An 18,688-nucleotide genomic window follows, 5' to 3' on the forward strand; every position below is an offset into this window, starting at 1 on the left:
TAAGTGTTAGAAATGGCGAACAAAAGTCGAGTAATCCGCTGGCGTCACTTTGGTCGCTGACTTCAGTTGTGGTGTTCCAAGATAGAGGAAACCGACAATTTCATCTTGTTCGCGGCAAGCAAAACCCTGACGAACAACCGGGTGCTGAGTCCAAGAGCCGGTGCGCCAAATGCCATTAAATCCTTGTGCCAAGGCTGCCATTTGCATCGCTTGTACTGCACAACCCGCAGAAACGATCTGTTCCCAATTCGGTACTTTAGGATTTTCTGTTACATGAGCAATCACCGTAATAATCAAAGGTGCGCGGAATGGTGCCAACTTGGCTTTTTCCAATACTGCAGCATCTGATCCATCGTGTTTAACGGCATCTTGTAATAACTGGCTAAAGCGCTCTAAACCCTCATTTTGGATTAAAACAAAGCGCCATGGTTGTAATGTGCCATGATCAGGTGCACGCATACCAGCATGGATAATATGATCCAATGCGTCTCCCGTAGGGGCTGGAGTGGTAAGGCGGGACGCCGAACGACGATTGAGTAACAATTCCAATGCATCCATCATTTTCTCCTGATAACGATTTTCATTTTCAGCACGGTAGCATAAGTTGTCGTTTTGTTACCAGTGTTGACCTATTAGCTAGGTTTTTCGGTGATTTAAAGCTGACTTTTGTTCGTCAGGTCATTAGGATAACGATACTTGCCCGGTTTTGTTGGAGATAACATGCGCACTTTGTGGCGAATTATTGCTGGTTTTTTCAAGTGGACCTGGCGTCTGCTGAATTTTGTCAGAGAGTTTATTCTTAATCTTTTTCTAATACTGCTGATTTTGGTCGGCGTCGGTATTTACCTTCAGTTCCAAAGCAAACCGGCAGAACCGGTTAAGGGCGCACTGTTAGTTAATTTAAGTGGTGTAGTGGTTGACCAGCCAGCGGTCAATAATAAGCTACGCCAATTGGGGCGCGAGTTATTAGGGTCATCCAGTAATCGTCTACAGGAAAACTCTCTGTTTGATATTGTAGAAACTATTCGTTTGGCAAAAACCGATAACAATATTACTGGTTTGGTATTATCGCTGAGCGATTTTACCGGTGCTGACCAGCCCTCTCTACAATATATCGGTAAAGCACTGCGGGAATTCCGTGACACTGGCAAGCCGATTTATGCTATTGGCGACAGTTATAATCAGACGCAATATTATTTAGCCAGCTTTGCTAACAAAATCTATCTATCGCCACAAGGGGCAGTCGACCTGCATGGCTTTGCCAGCAATAATCTGTATTACAAATCGTTGTTGGAAAAACTCAAAGTCACTACTAATATTTTCCGCGTGGGTACCTATAAATCTGCGGTTGAACCAATGATTCGTGATGATATGTCCCCGGCAGCCCGTGAAGCGGATAGCCGCTGGATTGGTGGGTTATGGCAAAATTATTTGACTGCTGTTTCCGCTAATCGACAATTAACGCCAGAGCAATTGTTCCCAGGTGCAGCCGGTGTTATCAGCGGATTACAAGCTGCAGACGGCTCCCCTGCGCAATATGCTCTTACTAGCAAACTGGTCGATCAATTAGCCTCTCGTCCAGAAATGGAAACAGAACTGGTTAAAACCTTTGGTTGGGACAAAAAGAATAATGACTTTAATTACGTCAGTATTTATGACTACCAACCAACGCCAGCCCCGCAACAAGGTGAGCAGATAGCCGTTCTCTTTGCTAACGGCGCAATCATGGATGGCCCGCAAACCCCAGGGAATGTCGGCGGCGATGCACTGGCGGCGCAAATTCGTCAAGCGCGTTTAGATCCGAAAATCAAAGCGGTCATCTTGCGGGTAAACAGCCCTGGGGGCAGTGTCAGCGCCTCTGAGTTAATTCGTTCTGAGTTAGCGGCATTGCGCGCAGCCAATAAGCCATTGGTAGTGTCAATGGGTGGCATGGCGGCCTCGGGTGGCTATTGGATCTCGACTCCAGCCAACTATATTATCGCCAACCCAAGTACATTGACCGGCTCAATTGGTATCTTCGGTGTGATTAATACATTCCAAAACTCGCTGGAGAGTATTGGGGTTCATACTGATGGTGTTGCCACCTCGCCTCTGGCGAATGTGTCGATGACCAAAGATTTGCCGCCTGAATTCTCCCAGATGATGCAAATCAATATCGAAAACGGCTATAAGACCTTTATCGATCTGGTGGCCACCTCACGCCACAAAACACCTGAACAAGTCGATCAAATTGCGCAAGGCCACGTATGGATTGGTATGGATGCCAAAAATAATGGTTTGGTAGATCAGTTAGGTGACTTCGATGATGCCGTTAATAAAGTGGCTGAACTGGCAAAACTGAAAACCTGGCAGCTGAATTGGTTTGTTGATGAGCCAAGCCTCAGCGATTTGATTTTTGGCCAAATGAGCGCGTCAGTACAGGCGATTTTGCCTGCCGCAATTCAGGCCTGGTTACCTGCGCCAATCTCTGCCATGGCACAGGCCGTCAAAGATCAACCTAGTTTGCTCAATACCCTCAATGACCCGCAGAATCGCTATGCGTTATGTCTTACTTGTGGTGATGTGCGCTAGTTAATGCATTAAATTGTAGATAAATACTCCGCCCGGCACCTGCCGGGCTTTTTTTCCTCGCCAGTCGCCCTATAATTCACCCATCTTATTCAGCTCGACTTATCAGGCATATTGCTTATGCAGAAGAAATCTATTTACGTCGCCTATACCGGCGGCACGATTGGTATGCAGCGTTCCGATCACGGATACATCCCTGTATCAGGCCACCTGCAACGCCAACTGGCGCTGATGCCTGAGTTTCATCGACCAGAAATGCCTGATTTTACTATTCATGAATATGCCCCATTAATTGATTCCTCAGATATGACTCCTGAGGACTGGCAGCATATCGCCAATGATATTCAGCAGAATTACGATTTATACGACGGTTTTGTTATTTTGCATGGTACCGACACCATGGCATTTACCGCATCAGCCCTCTCTTTTATGCTGGAAAACTTGGCTAAGCCGGTAATAGTTACTGGCTCACAAATCCCTCTGGCCGAGCTGCGTTCTGACGGGCAAACCAACTTGCTGAATGCCCTGTATCTGGCGGCTAATCATCCAGTCAATGAAGTCAGTTTGTTCTTTAACAACAAACTGTTCCGTGGCAACCGCACAACAAAAGCGCATGCTGATGGCTTTGATGCTTTTGCTTCGCCCAACCTCTCGGTGTTGCTTGAAGCGGGTATCCACATTCGTCGTATGGCCTCAGTGGTGTCACCAATCAACAATGGTTCATTGATTGTCCATAGCATCACACCGCAGCCGATTGGCGTGGTGACTATTTATCCTGGAATTTCCGGTGCGGTGGTGCGTAACTTCCTCCTTCAACCGGTGAAAGCCCTTATTCTGCGGTCCTATGGCGTGGGCAACGCACCACAGAAAGCCGAGTTATTGGACGAATTAAAAAATGCCAGCGAGCGCGGTATTGTGGTGGTCAATCTGACTCAATGTATTTCTGGCAGAGTGAATATGGGCGGATATGCAACTGGCAATGCTCTAGCGCATGCGGGGGTTATCAGTGGCTTTGATATGACAGTTGAAGCCGCCCTGACAAAACTGCATTTTCTGTTGAGTCAATCGCTATCCCCTGAAGATATCCGCCGATTAATGCAACAGAACCTGCGCGGTGAATTAACTGACACTAACTGATCTGGCGGAGTTTTTATGAATGCGGCACTGCTCTTAATTGATTTGCAAAATGACTTCTGCCCAGGTGGGGCTTTGGCAGTTGAGGAAGGTGACCGGGCGATTGTGGTTGCCAATGAGGCCATTGCTGCTTGTTTGGCACAACAAATACCGATCATTGCCAGCCAAGATTGGCACCCCGCCGAACATCGGAGTTTTGCCATCAACTCCAATGCGGAGCCAGGAAGCGTCGGTAAGTTAGAGGGCTTAACGCAAGTCTGGTGGCCGGTGCATTGTGTGCAGGATAAACCTGGTGCTGCACTGCACCCGCAGTTGAACCAAGCGGCTATTACCGCAATTTTCCGTAAAGGCCAAGACCCGAATATCGACAGCTACAGTGCCTTTTTCGACAATGGTCGGCGAGCCAAAACCCCCTTGGATGAGTGGTTGCAGCAGCACGGAATAAACCGTTTGTTCATTATGGGATTGGCGACAGATTACTGCGTGAAATACACCGTTTTGGATGCATTAGCCTTAGGCTACCAAACCACCGTCATCAGTGATGGTTGTCGTGGCGTCAACCTGCAACCACAAGACAGCCAGCAAGCCTTTGATGTTATGCGTGACGCAGGGGCAAACATACAGACCTTGGCGCACTTCCTTGCTGACTGAAGCGAACAACAGCTCATTAAGATTAATACTCAACGGAGCCGTTATCAGCACCGTTGAGTCTTTCACTCCGGCTTCAGCTTCACCAAGGTTGGTTGGTTGAATTGCTGTTTCAGCTCTTGCTTCGATTTCATCACGATCTGACCATCAGTGCCAATACTCATATGCTGAGCATTGGTGTTATGACGGGCTTGCCATAGCATCACCATTTGCAGGCTATTCTCTTTCTGCTCTGGCGTGAGTGCCACGCCGTCTGGCCATTTCCCTAACTCAACGGCTTGCACCAAACGTTGATAGATTTCCGGCGTCATCACTGAAATCAGGTCTTCAAGCTCCATCAAAGCATCCTCAGGTAAACGAATAATAAGCTGAATCGATTTTTCTTAAATCAAATAGGGACGTCAGGCCGCACTACCCGGCGGTCTGTTCACCATTTTGGTCATCAACAAAATTCAGTGATGCCGAATTCACGCAGTAGCGCTCTCCGGTAGGCTGCGGGCCATCAGGAAACACATGTCCCAAATGGGCATCACAATTACCACAGCGAATCTCGACACGATGCATATTATGAGAATAATCATCAATATAGCGAATTGAGTTAGCATCAAGAGGTTGATAGAAACTCGGCCAACCACAGCCTGAATCAAACTTGGATTCGGAGATAAAAAGCGGTTGATGGCAGCACAAACATTGGTATACACCATCACGTTTATTATGCAGTAATTTGCCGCTAAACGGCGCTTCTGTCCCCCGTTGTTGGGTGACATGACGCTGAATATCGGACAGTTTCTCAATATTTTCTGTAGGGTTCAGTTCTTTAGCCATTTGTGCGGTTCTCTGGCAGGAAATAAAGTCAACGAAAACAACGTCTAATAATAACAAAAAATTAACAACAAAGCAGTTAAAATTGTCCTAAACTGTATGCCATCGAAGCGGCAACAGTATAAATGTGATAAAAATCGCAAATATTACTGATTCTCACTTTAAACTGAATAATTCGCCCCAATATAAAAATGAGGCTAATCGTATCAAGGAAACGCGCGATTAATGCTCGATCTACCTCCCCTGGTTTGATTTGTAGCAATAATTGACACGATTCCGCTTGACGCTCGGTAAGGTTTTTGTAATTTTACAACCAACCTTTTATTCACTAACAAATAGCTGGTGGAATATATGACTATCAAAGTAGGTATCAACGGTTTTGGCCGTATCGGTCGCATTGTTTTCCGTGCTGCTCAGGAACGTTCTGACATCGAAATCGTTGCAATCAACGATCTGTTGGACGCTGACTACATGGCGTACATGCTGAAATACGACTCTACCCATGGTCGTTTCGACGGTACAGTAGAAGTAAAAGACGGCCATCTGGTTGTTAACGGTAAAACCATCCGTGTTACCGCAGAGAGAGATCCGGCTAACCTGAAGTGGAACGAAGTTAACGTGGACGTCGTTGCTGAAGCCACTGGTCTGTTCCTGACCGACGAAACTGCACGTAAGCACATCGCTGCTGGCGCGAAGAAAGTGGTTCTGACTGGTCCTTCTAAAGACGACACCCCGATGTTCGTTATGGGCGTTAACCACAAGTCTTATGCTGGCCAAGAAATCGTTTCTAACGCTTCTTGCACCACTAACTGCCTGGCTCCACTGGCTAAAGTTATCAACGACAAGTTCGGTATCGTTGAAGCGCTGATGACCACTGTGCATGCAACTACCGCAACTCAAAAAACTGTTGATGGCCCGTCTCACAAAGACTGGCGCGGCGGCCGCGGCGCATCCCAGAACATCATCCCTTCTTCTACCGGTGCTGCTAAAGCAGTAGGTAAAGTTATCCCAGAACTGAACGGCAAACTGACTGGTATGGCGTTCCGCGTTCCTACCCCTAACGTTTCTGTTGTTGACCTGACTGCACGTCTGGAAAAACCAGCTTCTTACAAAGAAATCTGTGCTGCCATCAAAGCAGCTTCAGAAGGCGAGCTGAAAGGCGTTCTGGGCTACACCGAAGATGACGTTGTTTCTACCGACTTCAACGGCGAAAAACTGACTTCAGTATTTGATGCTAAAGCAGGTATCGCGCTGAATGACAACTTTGTGAAACTGGTTTCTTGGTACGATAACGAAACTGGCTACTCAAACAAAGTTCTGGATCTGATCTCTCACATCTCCAAATAATGGATTGATGTAGATTTCTGCCAAAAGCCACCTTCGGGTGGCTTTTTTATTGTCTAAAAACAGCGAGATAAGTGTGACAGTTAATTAGACAATAAATTGCGCAATATCAATGATTCACTACTACTCTGCCCTAGGTTTGCTGCAAGATCTGACGGCTGTGATATTATCGAAAATCTGAAGTTCAATGGATCTCAAGCTCCTATTCCCATAAGGCCAAACGAATGAACGAGAAAATATTCACCCTACCTGTTGTTGAACAAATTTCGCCTTACATCAGCCAACGCCAGTTAGATGAACTGCCCGTCGTGGTTGTTTCCCATCCGAAAGTGCGCGCAGCAGTGAGCTTGCAAGGTGCTCATTTACTGGCATTCCAGCCAAGTGGTGAGCAACCGGTCATCTGGTTGAGTAATAACACCCCATTTAAAGATGGCGTCGCTATTCGTGGCGGTGTGCCTATCTGCTGGCCTTGGTTTGGTCCATCCGCACAGCCTTCTCATGGGTTTGCTCGTTTATTGCCATGGACTCTCAGCGCACACGATGAGAATGAGAATGGGGTTATCCTGACCTTCACTCTGGAAGACAGCGATGCATCACGTAAATTCTGGCCACATGCATTCACTTTGATTGCTCGCTTCAAGCTGGGTGATGAATGTGAAATGGAATTAGAATCACATGGTGATTACGAAGCCGTGGCAGCGTTACATACCTACTTCCAGATTGGTGATATAAACCAAGTTAAAATCAGCGGTCTGGGTGAAAAATACCTGGATAAAGTGCTAAAAGTTGCTGATGCCACCCAGCAAGGTGACTTAGTCTTTAATGGTCAAACTGACCGAATCTATACACAGCCAGAAGCTTATAGCCTGATAAAAGATGCCGCACTGAAACGCACCATTGAAGTGCATCATCATCACCAAAGTGATGTTGTTGCCTGGAACCCTGGTGCTGAACTGTCCAGCAGCATGGTCGATATGCCAAATGATGGTTATAAAACGATGGTTTGCGTGGAAACTGCGCGGGTGAATAAGCCGTTAGTCGCGACACCAGATGCCCCTGCGCGTCTGGCCATGACTATTCGTAGCCGTAAAAATTCCTGATAACGATATAAACTGTCAGATATAAAAATGGGGCTTTGTGCCCCATTTTTTATTATTCGCTTTTTATTGCATCGATGTTTTGTGCAGTAAATTAACGGAAAGTATAAGTCACACCAGTCCACAATAAGCCGCTATACGATGCATCGACCATTGGGCTGTTTTTTACTTCGCTAGCCAAACGAATATAACGGCCAGTAAAGAAAGCATTCCAGTTTGGATTAATGTTGTAGTTGACCGATAACTCCAGATACGGAGCCCAGCTATCACTAGGGCTGTATTGTGCTAAACCACTACGCGCTGATTCACTACGGCTGACACCATAGTAGTAATCATTCTGATCGTCACTACTCCAGCTAACACCCACACCTGGTGTCAAGGTCCAGCTATCGACGTTAAAGCGATAGAGGTAGGCCAGATCGCCGATAAACCCACCGCTGTTATCCAGTACATCGCCAGAGAACATCGTGCGCAGAGTCCCCCAATCTTCGATATGGGAATATGAAACCCCAGCCATCATGGTACTGCGGCGTTTATCCAACTGCTTCATCTGCTGATCATCACTGTCGCCTGGCTTAAAGTGCAGCGGCAAAAAATAAGCATCAATAGATAAACGATTAGTATCATCTTTCCACAGGTAATAACCGGCCGCCAAGGTTCGGAAGTAGAAATTATCACTTTCATAAGAAACGATAGGCACAGGATAGACACGGTCATTCTTACCGCGGTAAGGGTCTGGACTGACTAAGGCGGATGCCCCCAGAGACCATGTTCCAGCCATCGCGCTTGGCATACAAACCGCAGTAGCAACAGCCAATGCTGCCAAGGTTTTTACTTGTTTCGCTTTTATGTAATGTTTTTTCACGGATTAAATCCCATTGGTAACAAAATCATGAGTTAACGTAGTGTAAATCAATTGTTTGCCCGTGGCGAAATCTTTACACATGCCAGCCTGACATCAATAGTTTCTGTACAACTTATCACCGATACACCGCACACTGACAAGCTAAAAATTTACGTAGATTTGATTACAATAAAATAACAATATATTCAAGTAGATAATCTCGATTAATCATATATAAAACACTGTAAATGAAATAAAAAATAGATTTAATTACCAAATGGTGGTTATTTATTGTACTAGAGGTGGCAAATCTGTGATTAAGGTGAACTTGACCTTTAGAGGAGACGCGACCATAACAATAAGGTAGTAGTTTCAAAATTTTAACCCAATAAAGCGCTACTATTATTTTATGTTCCCAACCATTCAAACAGGACGGGCATCGCTATGAACATATTTGATCACTATCGCCAGCGCTACGAAGCTGCCAAGGACGAAGAGTTCACACTGCAGGAGTTCCTCACTATCTGCCAGCAAGATCGCAGTGCCTATGCCAATGCGGCTGAGCGTCTGCTGATGGCTATTGGTGAACCAGTCATGGTCGATACCGCGCTTGAGTCCCGCATGTCTCGGCTGTTCTCGAACCGAGTTATCGCCCGTTACCCTGCATTTGAAGAATTCTATGGCATGGAAGAAGCCATAGAGCAGATCGTTTCCTATCTCAAACATGCTGCACAAGGACTGGAAGAGAAGAAACAGATTCTGTATTTATTGGGTCCAGTAGGTGGGGGTAAATCATCACTGGCCGAACGTTTGAAAGCACTGATGCAGCGCGTGCCAATCTATATTCTCAGTGCCAATGGAGAGCGCAGCCCGGTCAATGACCATCCATTGTGTTTATTCAACCCGCAGGAAGATGCGGCCATTTTGGCCAAAGAATACAATATTCCGAGCCGTTATCTCGGCACGATTATGTCGCCGTGGGCGGCTAAACGCCTGCATGAGTTTGGTGGTGATATTACCAAATTCAAAGTTATCAAAGTCTGGCCGTCTATCCTTGAGCAAGTGGCGATAGCGAAGACTGAGCCAGGTGATGAAAACAACCAGGATATCTCAGCACTGGTCGGTAAAGTTGATATCCGTAAACTGGAGAATCACGCCCAGAACGATCCTGATGCCTATGGTTATTCAGGGGCATTGTGCCGTGCAAACCAAGGGATAATGGAATTCGTCGAGATGTTCAAAGCACCCATTAAGGTGCTGCACCCGCTGCTGACAGCGACCCAGGAAGGGAACTATAACGGTACCGAGGGAATATCTGCCCTTCCATTTAGCGGCATTATTCTCGCGCACTCTAACGAATCAGAGTGGGTCACATTCCGTAACAACAAGAATAATGAGGCATTCCTTGACCGTGTCTATATCGTCAAAGTGCCTTATTGCCTGCGGGTTTCAGAAGAGATCAAAATCTACGACAAACTGTTGAATCACAGTGAGTTAACCCATGCACCTTGCGCCCCTGGCACCTTGGAAACACTGGCTCGCTTCTCGATTCTTTCTCGCATGAAAGAACCGGAAAACTCCAGTATTTACTCCAAAATGCGGGTATATGACGGTGAAAGCCTGAAAGATACCGATCCGAAAGCCAAGTCTTATCAGGAGTATCGGGACTACGCCGGGGTTGATGAAGGCATGAACGGTCTTTCTACCCGTTTTGCCTTCAAAATCCTGTCACGGGTGTTTAACTTTGACCACGCTGAGGTCGCCGCTAACCCGGTACATCTCTTCTATGTATTGGAGCAGCAGATTGAGCGTGAACAGTTCCAGCAAGATGTCGCGGAAAAATACCTCGAACATCTCAAAGGCTATCTGATCCCGAAATATGCTGAGTTTATCGGCAAAGAGATCCAGACAGCTTATCTGGAATCCTACTCTGAGTATGGACAGAATATTTTCGACCGCTATGTTATCTACGCCGATTTCTGGATTCAGGATCAAGAGTATCGTGACCCAGATACCGGGCAACTGTTTGACCGCGAATCACTGAATGCTGAACTGGAGAAAATTGAAAAACCTGCGGGTATCAGCAACCCGAAAGACTTCCGTAATGAAATCGTCAACTTTGTGTTGCGTGCCAGAGCCAATAACAATGGCCGTAATCCAAACTGGACCAGTTATGAGAAGCTGCGCACGGTTATCGAGAAGAAAATGTTCTCCAACACTGAAGAGTTATTGCCGGTCATCTCCTTTAACGCCAAGACCTCAACGGATGAGCAGAAAAAACATGATGACTTTGTCGATCGAATGATGGAGAAAGGTTATACCCGTAAGCAAGTTCGTTTACTGTGTGAATGGTATCTGCGGGTAAGAAAATCATCATAATCTGATGAACCCCGGGAGTTTAGTTGACTAAGTGACCGGGGTGAATAAAGGCAGCCAACACCGCAACAACGTGAAAGATACAGGGTCCACCCTAATAACTTTCGCGTTGTAGCAAGGCGGCAACTGAGCGAAACCCTGGGAACTGAGTCCGCTAAGTGACTAGGGTGAGTGAAGGCGGCCAACACAGCAACGACGGGAAAGATGCAGGGGCTGGGGGAGCTATGGGCTACTTTATTGACCGACGACTCAACGGCAAAAATAAAAGCATGGTCAATCGCCAGCGCTTTTTGCGCCGCTATAAGTCGCAAATTAAACAATCTATTTCCGATGCTATCAATAAAAGGTCGGTCACTGATATTGAAAGTGGCGAATCAGTCTCTATACCTATCGATGATATAAATGAACCGATGTTCCATCAGGGCCGCGGTGGATTACGCCATCGAGTACACCCCGGCAATGATCACTTTGTGACCAATGACCGAGTGGAGCGCCCTCAAGGTGGCGGCGGTGGTAGCGGCAGTGGTCAGGGTAATGCCGGTCAGGATGGTGAAGGCGAGGACGAGTTTGTCTTTCAGATTTCCAAAGACGAATACCTTGATTTACTATTTGAAGACCTTGCACTGCCCAATCTGAAGAAAAATCAGTACAAACAACTGACTGAGTTTAAAACTCATCGTGCGGGTTATACCTCCAATGGCGTGCCGGCCAATATCAGTGTGGTACGTTCACTGCAAAACTCACTGGCGCGTCGCACGGCCATGACAGCCAGTAAACGTCGCGAACTGCGTGAGTTGGAAGCGACCCTCACCGTGCTGGAAAACTCTGAGCCAGCACAATTGCTGGAAGAAGAACGTCTGCGTAAAGCTATTGCCGAATTAAAACAGAAAATCGCCCGGGTACCTTTTATTGATACCTTCGATTTACGTTATAAAAATTATGAACGTCGCCCTGAGCCTTCAAGTCAGGCGGTGATGTTCTGCCTGATGGATGTGTCCGGTTCAATGGATCAGGCGACCAAAGATATGGCAAAACGGTTTTATATCCTGCTGTATCTTTTCCTGAGTCGCACCTATAAAAACGTCGATGTGGTGTATATCCGCCACCATACACAAGCGAAAGAAGTGGATGAACAGGAGTTTTTCTACTCGCAAGAAACCGGCGGAACCATTGTCTCCAGTGCCCTTAAACTGATGGATGAAGTGGTTCAGGAGCGCTATGACCCGGCCCAATGGAATATCTACGCCGCCCAAGCCTCTGATGGTGATAACTGGGCTGATGACTCGCCGCTGTGTCATGAATTACTGGCGAAAAAGATTTTGCCGGTGGTGCGTTACTACAGTTATATCGAAATAACGCGCCGTGCCCATCAAACGTTATGGCGGGAATATGAAGACTTGCAGGCAAGATATGAGAATTTTGCCATGCAACACATTCGTGAACCCGAAGATATCTACCCAGTATTCCGTGAGCTGTTCCATCGGCAAACCGTGGAGAATTGAGTTCGACGCTAACGACCCAGCCGGTTAACTTTTTCTGTGACAGAAATAGCTTTCCGGCTTTTTTATGTTCATGCGTTAGAATAACCCCTCCTTTGTTATCTTCAGAGTGACCCAATGAAATGGCATGATGGATTACGCCAGCCCGGTGTGCTTGCTGCGTTAACCGCCGCAATACTGTTTGGCACCGGTACTCCGCTGGCAAAACAGTTGCTTAATACTGTTAGCCCATGGCTACTGGCGGGCTTGCTTTATTTAGGCTCTGGTGTGGGCCTGGCACTCTATCGGTTAATCACTCGTCCGCCAGCCGTCCGCCTGCCACGCAATGAACTACTGTGGTTGATTGGCGCGATTACCTCGGGTGGGATTATTGCTCCGGTGTTATTGATGGTCGGCTTGACCGGAATGCCCGCCTCAGGCGCTTCACTGCTCCTCAATGCTGAAGGGGTATTTACTGCCCTGCTGGCTTGGTTTGCTTTCAAAGAGAATTTTGACCGTCGCATTGCCTTAGGCATGATAGTTATCGTCGCCGGTGCGGCGATTTTAACTTGGCCGGGTGAAGCACGTTTTGCCGGTTTATGGCCGACGTTGGCCATTCTTGGTGCCTGCTTCGCATGGGGGATTGATAACAATCTGACTCGCAAAGTCTCTCTGACGGATGCCACCTGGATTGCATCCGTCAAAGGGCTGATTGCGGGAATGGTCAACCTCAGTCTGGCTTTTGCTCTCGGTGCTACCTTGCCGCCACTAACGAATTTGGCCGGGGCTTTACTGGTCGGATTTTTTGCTTATGGTGTCAGTCTGGCGCTATTTGTGATTGGTTTACGTCACCTTGGCACTGCGCGCACTGGGGCTTATTTCTCTATCGCACCCTTTTTAGGGGCGATATTGGCTGTTGCAATGGGCGATGCTGTCACACTGCCATTAATCGTCGCTGGCCTGCTGATGGCAATAGGGATTTGGTTGCATCTGACTGAGCAACATGAACACCTACATCATCATGATGATTTGATACATGAACACGAGCATCTGCATGATGAACATCATCAGCATTCACATGATTGCCCAGTTAGTCCAGGGGTGCCACATAAACATTCCCATCAGCACCAACCGCTAGAGCACTCTCACCCGCATTTTCCCGATTCACACCATCGCCACAAACATTAATACAAATAAGGATTAACATTGATAAATCATCATTTCATACTGTCGTAATCGGCACTTTGCATGAGGTTGCCAAGGTTAATCCGCGCAAAAACAGGCTTTACTGCCACATGGGATAAACGGATGAAAGTCTGGGGGCAATATTGCCGCCACAAAACAGTGAATGACCGCCAGATGAGTTTATCGGTCATCCAGTTGGCTAAAACGCAGCTCCAAATAGTCAAGCACGCTGCGCACTGAGGGGAGTAATCCTCGCCGTGACGCAAACACGGCATGGATGATTTCGTGGCGCAGTGACCAATCCGGTAGCAGGCGAATAAGTGCGCCTGTCGCCAATGACTCAGTTACCATCATTACCGGGAGTTGCACCACCCCGACCCCACTGAGTGCCGCACTACGCAAAGTGGTCATGTCTGCCGTCACCAACCGTGGTTGATGATAAATAGCAGCATGCGCCCCTTCCGGCCCATCTAAATGCCAGATAAACTCTTGTTGTGGCTGCCCTAGCCCAAGGCTTGGCCACCCGGTTAAATCAGCAGGAGCGTTGACCTCCCCTTGGCGCGTTAGCAACTCAGGGCTGGCAACCAGGCATTGACAGCGATTACCCAACACCTTCAATACCAACTCACTGTCTTGCAATGGTGGTGGCCGGACACGAATAGCAATATCTACGGCCTCAGCGATCGGATCGACTTGCCGGTTAGTTGACTCAAGGTGAATTGTCACCAAAGGACAAGTGGCCATAAAATCCGCCAGCATAGTACTGACCGTTGCCTGTAACAATGCCACTGGGCAAGTTATGCGCACCACCCCACGGGGTTCCGCCCGGGTTAAATCAATTGACTCTTGCGCGGCCCTGGCTTCTTCCAACATCGCCTTACAGTGTTCGTAATAGCTGCGGCCAATATCCGTCACGGCGAAACGTCGCGTGGAGCGCTGAATTAGCCGGACACCTAACCGCTCCTCTAGCAAGGCCACCCGTCGGCTCAGCTTTGACTTCGGCAGGCCTAATACCCTGGCTGCGGCGCTAAATCCGCCATGCTCTACCACCTCTGCATAATAATAGAGATCATTAAGATCCTGCATAAGCCGCCTCTCAGCTATTGGCCTTCACTTTGATTATTGTTCCAATAATAGAACACTGATACTCAATTTCGCTATCTACTGCTTAGATTATCCCGAATATATACTTTCTCCAACTTGTGGCCAGAGGCATAAAGCAACATGGCTGCTATAACTTATTAATGATGCTGTAAGGAGAAAGTGATGAAAAAAGTTCAGGGTATTTATCGTGCTCCACGTCAACATTGGGTGGGTGATGGCTTCCCGGTACGTTCACTGTTTTCATATCAGAGCCATGGCAAGCAACTGAGTCCTTTCTTACTGCTGGATTATGCCGGGCCGATGGATTTTACCGCCACCCAGCATCGTCGTGGGGTCGGGCAGCATCCACATCGTGGCTTTGAAACGGTCACTATCGTTTACCACGGTGAAGTTGAACATCGTGACTCTACCGGTAAAGGCGGTGTTATTGGCCCCGGTGATGTGCAATGGATGACGGCAGGCGGTGGTATTTTGCATGAAGAGTTTCATTCAGATGCATTTGCACAACGTGGTGGGGCCTTTGAAATGGTGCAATTGTGGGTCAATCTACCGGCCAAAGACAAAATGACAGCGCCCGGTTATCAAGCGATTCGCAGTGAAATGATTCCTCGGGTTGCATTGCCAGAAGAGGCTGGCAGCCTGCGCGTTATCGCAGGTGACTATGTGGGGAAAAATGGCCCAGCTCATACTTTCTCACCCCTGAATGTATGGGATATCCGGCTGAATCAGGGTAAAAGCGCCGAGTTCTCACTTCCGAATGGCTGGAACACCGCACTGATTGTGTTGCGGGGCACGGTGCAGGTTAATGGTGATGCCATTGCCCGCGATGCAGAAATGGTATTGCTGGATGCTGCAGGCAGCCATGTGACTATTGAGGCCAATAATGACGCCGTGCTGTTATTACTTAGCGGCGAACCTATTGATGAGCCTATTATTGGTTATGGGCCATTTGTGATGAACTCGCAAGAGCAAATCGCTGAAGCTATTGCTGATTTTAACAGTGGTCGTTTTGGCTCGATGGATGCCCAACCTTAACTGCTGATCTGCCTGCCATTACCTGATAGCCATGTTGTCAGGTAATGGCATTTTTTTGTCTGCAGAAAATACGCCGTTAGAAACAGACCGCTCGCGGCGTAATACACGCAATAAATTCCTCTTTTTCCTCTCCGGTTATCAACTAAACTTACTGATATACCAAATATATGAAAATAGTGCTGAGATAAATAAGACGGCAGTATTTTTTTAACATTTATTGTTAATTAGCACTTTAATATTTGTCATTTATCCTATTTTATTTATTCATAAATAGTGATATCTCAATGGGGATACCTAATTTGATTTAGCTAATACGACTGCCAGCGCTTCTTTCGCATAGGAATTCACCATGAAGCCCAAACACACAGCGGCATCACAAGATGTCACGCAGTCTGAATACAACGAAAACAGTGCATTATTAAGTGCCTTAGATCGGTCATTAGCCATTATTGAGTTTGACCTTTCCAGCCGTATTATCACGGTTAACCAAAACTATCTTGATTATTTTGGCTATCAGCGTGATGAAGTTATTGGTCAACATCACTTGATGTTTTGCCCTCCGGGTTACAGCACTAGCGAAGAATATCAAACACTTAAAAAACGCTTAAGTGCCGGAGAATCTCTGGAGGGAACTTTTGAGCGATTGCACAAAGATGGCTCAACGGTCTGGCTGGCTGCAATTTATCAACCGGTTCCCGGCCCTGATGGCTCACTGACCCGCATGGTGAAAATTGCCAAGGACATTACTTTTTTAATTGAGCAACAAAAAACCACCCAAGAGTGGGTACAACTGCTGACTCAATTAACCGACCGTAGCGACAGTGCGATGTTTATTGCGGCCAATAGTAGTCATGGGCAACAAGCCGTTTATATCAATCAAGGGTTCACAAAGTTATTTGGCTATACCCCTGAGCAAGCCCTTGGGCAAAATATGGTGGATTTGCTCCAAAGCGCCCATCCTGAACAGTTGGCATTGATAGATTCATCAGCCACTGATGTGCGCCAACAACTGCTGCCTAAAGAGCTTTTCTACAGTAAGGATAGGCAACCCCATTGGTGCTCCGCAGTGATTAACTCGCTGGTTAATGAGCAAGGTGAGCAGAGTTATAGCATCGGCGTATTAACCGATATTACCCTGACCAAAATGTACGAAGTGTTGCAATATAAAGTATTAGAAGCGCTGGTTAAGGAACGTCCTCTTGAAGAAGTGATGTCTTTGCTGTGCTATGAAGTCGAACGCATTGCTCCAGAGGTAACTGCCAGTATTTTACTGGCTAATGGGCCTGAGCACCTGAGCCACCTCGCCGCGCCGAGCCTCCCGCTAAGTTATACCGACGCGCTCACCAATGTGCCTATCGGGCCATACGCGGGCTCCTGTGGCACCGCCGCTTTTCGTAAAGAGCCCGTCGATGTACAAGATATTGCCACTGACCCATTGTGGGCGGACTATCGCCACTTAATTCTGCCATATGGGTTATTGGCCTGCTGGTCAACGCCCATTCTGTCCAGTCAAGGGGAAATCCTCGGTACTTTTGCTTTCTATTACAAGCAGAAACGTAGCCCAAGCGAATTTCATCGCCAGTTAGTCAAGTTAATTGCCAACTTGTGTTCTCTGGCGATGGAGCGGGAAGTATCACGCAAACAAATTCAACATTTGGCATTTTATGATTCTCTGACCGGTTTACCTAATCGCAGCCAGTTTTTGATTTATGCTAAAAAAACCATTGCGTTAGCCGCTGAAGTTGGCCACTCACTGGCGGTTTTAGTGATTAACTTAGATCGCTTCAAGCAAGTGAATGATTCTCTTGGACATGCGGCTGGCGATGAACTTCTGGCGTCTATCGCCCAACGACTACGCAATGAGCTGCCAAAAAATGACATTATTGGCCGCCTGTCTGGCGATGAATTTATTATTATTCTGTCCTCTTGCACCATGCAGCAAGCCACCGTAAAAGTTGAGAAGATGCTCAGTTTACTGTCTCAGCCCTGCATGATAGCCAACGTCAATATTATTCCTTCCGCCAGTATTGGGATCAGTTTATATCCAGAAAATGGTGAGGAAATGGATACGTTGATGAACCATGCCGATATTGCGATGCATAAAGCCAAAAATAGAGGGCATGGGCATTTCAATTTCTTCAGTGTGGAAATGAATGATATCAATCAACAACGCCAGGATATGGAAGATGCCCTGCGTCATGCCTTCCATATCGGTTCTCTTGAGTTATTTTATCAACCACAAGTAATGCTGAAAGATGGGCATCTGTATGGTGTCGAAGCCCTGAGCCGCTGGGTTCACCCAATACTGGGTAATATCCCACCACAGCGTTTTATTCCTATTGCCGAAGAGAGCGGCCTGATTAACGAACTTGCTCTGTGGGCGATTGAAACAGCCTGTGAGCAGTTGGCTGACTGGCGTTTGCGAGGGATTGATGTCCCCTCGGTATCGGTGAACTTGTCTCCGACCAACTTCCACAATCCCGGCTTAGCCGACATGATTTTGCATATTTTGCAGCATTATCATTTGCCGCCACAGGACCTGACGTTAGAGATTACTGAAGATATATTGATTGAAAATAACCCGGCGATTTTCACCACCATCGAAAAGATTCATCGTCTAGGCGTTCGATTATCTATGGATGACTTTGGCACCGGTTACTCTAGCCTGAGCTACCTGCGCCGTCTGGACCTCGATGAGATCAAGCTGGATAAGAGTTTTGTCCACGACCTTGAGCATGATGAAACTAGCCGCACCCTGAGTGAGGCCGTGATACGCATTGGCGAAAGCTTGCAACTCTCGGTCATTGTTGAGGGGGTCGAAAACGAAGCTCAGCGCACTTTATTGAGCCGTCAAGGCTATCAGATTGGTCAAGGGTTCCTGTTCTCTGAAGCCCTACCCGCCATCAAACTGGAGAAATGGCTAGAACACCGCCTTACCACTTAATGGTTCCCCCAGTTAATGAGTGATAAGTAATTGTTAATGAATAATAAGAAATAGTGAGTGAATGACAAGAGATATCTGATGAGTTGTAGTACCCTACTAGCCGATTCCA

At 47.1% G+C, this 18,688-nt stretch carries 15 protein-coding genes; 10 read left to right on the forward strand and 5 right to left on the reverse strand.

Annotation, left to right across the window (positions count from 1 at the left end; translation table 11 throughout):
* Positions 1–6: 6 nt before the first annotated feature.
* Positions 7–558: an NAD(P)H nitroreductase gene (locus DJ58_RS18990; RefSeq protein WP_032910853.1), complete on the reverse strand. Its 552-nt coding sequence runs from the start codon at positions 556–558 to the stop codon at positions 7–9.
* Positions 559–720: 162 nt separating this feature from the next.
* Here DJ58_RS18990 and sppA point away from each other — a divergent pair, with 162 nt between their 5' ends.
* From sppA to pncA, 3 genes are all read left to right on the forward strand, one after another.
* Positions 721–2,571: a signal peptide peptidase SppA gene (gene sppA, locus DJ58_RS18985; protein WP_032910854.1), complete on the forward strand. Its 1,851-nt coding sequence runs from the start codon at positions 721–723 to the stop codon at positions 2,569–2,571.
* A gap of 117 nt (positions 2,572–2,688) precedes the next feature.
* The gene (ansA, locus tag DJ58_RS18980) at positions 2,689–3,705 is read left to right on the forward strand and encodes an asparaginase (RefSeq protein WP_004708430.1); all 1,017 of its coding nucleotides are present in this window, start codon (positions 2,689–2,691) and stop codon (positions 3,703–3,705) included.
* 15 nt (positions 3,706–3,720) lie between these two features.
* Positions 3,721–4,353 carry a bifunctional nicotinamidase/pyrazinamidase gene (gene pncA, locus DJ58_RS18975; RefSeq protein WP_004708432.1) on the forward strand — a complete coding sequence of 211 codons (633 nt, stop codon included), beginning with the start codon at positions 3,721–3,723 and terminating at the stop codon, positions 4,351–4,353.
* Between the two features lie 62 nt (positions 4,354–4,415).
* On the opposite strand, the gene DJ58_RS18970 is transcribed toward pncA, so the two are convergent.
* On the reverse strand, positions 4,416–4,688 hold the full coding sequence (locus DJ58_RS18970) for a YeaC family protein (RefSeq protein WP_004708433.1): 273 nt from the start codon (positions 4,686–4,688) through the stop codon (positions 4,416–4,418).
* Between the two features lie 73 nt (positions 4,689–4,761).
* On the reverse strand, positions 4,762–5,175 hold the full coding sequence (msrB, locus tag DJ58_RS18965) for a peptide-methionine (R)-S-oxide reductase MsrB (RefSeq protein WP_004708435.1): 414 nt from the start codon (positions 5,173–5,175) through the stop codon (positions 4,762–4,764).
* A 348-nt stretch (positions 5,176–5,523) separates the two neighbouring features.
* On the opposite strand from msrB, the gene gapA reads away from it, so the two are divergent.
* A complete protein-coding gene (gapA, locus tag DJ58_RS18960) occupies positions 5,524–6,519 on the forward strand; it encodes a glyceraldehyde-3-phosphate dehydrogenase (protein WP_004875218.1) in 996 nt (331 codons plus the stop codon).
* Between the two features lie 221 nt (positions 6,520–6,740).
* Positions 6,741–7,616, forward strand: a complete 876-nt coding sequence (locus tag DJ58_RS18955; RefSeq protein WP_004708439.1) for a D-hexose-6-phosphate mutarotase — start codon at positions 6,741–6,743, stop codon at positions 7,614–7,616.
* Positions 7,617–7,707: 91 nt separating this feature from the next.
* Here the strand turns inward: DJ58_RS18955 and DJ58_RS18950 are convergent, their stop codons facing one another.
* Positions 7,708–8,478: a MipA/OmpV family protein gene (locus tag DJ58_RS18950; protein WP_004708441.1), complete on the reverse strand. Its 771-nt coding sequence runs from the start codon at positions 8,476–8,478 to the stop codon at positions 7,708–7,710.
* 423 nt (positions 8,479–8,901) lie between these two features.
* On the opposite strand from DJ58_RS18950, the gene yeaG reads away from it, so the two are divergent.
* The 3 genes from yeaG (at position 8,902) to DJ58_RS18935 (ending at position 13,499) form a co-directional block, all read left to right on the forward strand.
* Positions 8,902–10,836, forward strand: coding sequence for a protein kinase YeaG (gene yeaG / locus DJ58_RS18945; RefSeq protein ID WP_004708444.1), 1,935 nt, complete (start codon positions 8,902–8,904; stop codon positions 10,834–10,836).
* Between the two features lie 221 nt (positions 10,837–11,057).
* Positions 11,058–12,335 (forward strand): YeaH/YhbH family protein, encoded by a 1,278-nt coding sequence (locus tag DJ58_RS18940; RefSeq protein WP_032910856.1) that lies wholly within the window; start codon positions 11,058–11,060, stop codon positions 12,333–12,335.
* A 114-nt stretch (positions 12,336–12,449) separates the two neighbouring features.
* Complete coding sequence (locus DJ58_RS18935) at positions 12,450–13,499, forward strand: DMT family transporter (RefSeq protein WP_004708447.1); 1,050 nt, start codon at positions 12,450–12,452, stop codon at positions 13,497–13,499.
* 177 nt (positions 13,500–13,676) lie between these two features.
* On the opposite strand, the gene DJ58_RS18930 is transcribed toward DJ58_RS18935, so the two are convergent.
* Positions 13,677–14,582, reverse strand: coding sequence for a LysR family transcriptional regulator (locus tag DJ58_RS18930; protein ID WP_004708452.1), 906 nt, complete (start codon positions 14,580–14,582; stop codon positions 13,677–13,679).
* Between the two features lie 180 nt (positions 14,583–14,762).
* Between DJ58_RS18930 and DJ58_RS18925 the strand changes: the two genes are divergently transcribed.
* Together DJ58_RS18925 and DJ58_RS18920 are read left to right on the forward strand one after the other, a co-directional pair.
* Positions 14,763–15,635 carry a pirin family protein gene (locus DJ58_RS18925; protein ID WP_032910858.1) on the forward strand — a complete coding sequence of 291 codons (873 nt, stop codon included), beginning with the start codon at positions 14,763–14,765 and terminating at the stop codon, positions 15,633–15,635.
* 349 nt (positions 15,636–15,984) lie between these two features.
* The gene (locus DJ58_RS18920) at positions 15,985–18,579 is read left to right on the forward strand and encodes a bifunctional diguanylate cyclase/phosphodiesterase (protein ID WP_004708457.1); all 2,595 of its coding nucleotides are present in this window, start codon (positions 15,985–15,987) and stop codon (positions 18,577–18,579) included.
* The last annotated feature ends 109 nt before the right edge of the window (positions 18,580–18,688 follow it).

It is taken from the genome of Yersinia frederiksenii ATCC 33641 (genome assembly GCF_000754805.1).
GTDB lineage: Bacteria > Pseudomonadota > Gammaproteobacteria > Enterobacterales > Enterobacteriaceae > Yersinia > Yersinia frederiksenii.

Bases quoted from the DNA above. Each gene is read 5' to 3' on its own strand.
- DJ58_RS18990 (WP_032910853.1), bottom strand. From the start codon at position 558: ATGGATGCATTGGAATTGTTACTCAATCGTCGTTCGGCGTCCCGCCTT.
- sppA (WP_032910854.1), top strand. From the start codon at position 721: ATGCGCACTTTGTGGCGAATTATTGCTGGTTTTTTCAAGTGGACCTGG.
- ansA (WP_004708430.1), top strand. From the start codon at position 2,689: ATGCAGAAGAAATCTATTTACGTCGCCTATACCGGCGGCACGATTGGT.
- pncA (WP_004708432.1), top strand. From the start codon at position 3,721: ATGAATGCGGCACTGCTCTTAATTGATTTGCAAAATGACTTCTGCCCA.
- DJ58_RS18970 (WP_004708433.1), bottom strand. From the start codon at position 4,688: ATGGAGCTTGAAGACCTGATTTCAGTGATGACGCCGGAAATCTATCAA.
- msrB (WP_004708435.1), bottom strand. From the start codon at position 5,175: ATGGCTAAAGAACTGAACCCTACAGAAAATATTGAGAAACTGTCCGAT.
- gapA (WP_004875218.1), top strand. From the start codon at position 5,524: ATGACTATCAAAGTAGGTATCAACGGTTTTGGCCGTATCGGTCGCATT.
- DJ58_RS18955 (WP_004708439.1), top strand. From the start codon at position 6,741: ATGAACGAGAAAATATTCACCCTACCTGTTGTTGAACAAATTTCGCCT.
- yeaG (WP_004708444.1), top strand. From the start codon at position 8,902: ATGAACATATTTGATCACTATCGCCAGCGCTACGAAGCTGCCAAGGAC.
- DJ58_RS18940 (WP_032910856.1), top strand. From the start codon at position 11,058: ATGGGCTACTTTATTGACCGACGACTCAACGGCAAAAATAAAAGCATG.
- DJ58_RS18935 (WP_004708447.1), top strand. From the start codon at position 12,450: ATGAAATGGCATGATGGATTACGCCAGCCCGGTGTGCTTGCTGCGTTA.
- DJ58_RS18930 (WP_004708452.1), bottom strand. From the start codon at position 14,582: ATGCAGGATCTTAATGATCTCTATTATTATGCAGAGGTGGTAGAGCAT.
- DJ58_RS18925 (WP_032910858.1), top strand. From the start codon at position 14,763: ATGAAAAAAGTTCAGGGTATTTATCGTGCTCCACGTCAACATTGGGTG.
- DJ58_RS18920 (WP_004708457.1), top strand. From the start codon at position 15,985: ATGAAGCCCAAACACACAGCGGCATCACAAGATGTCACGCAGTCTGAA.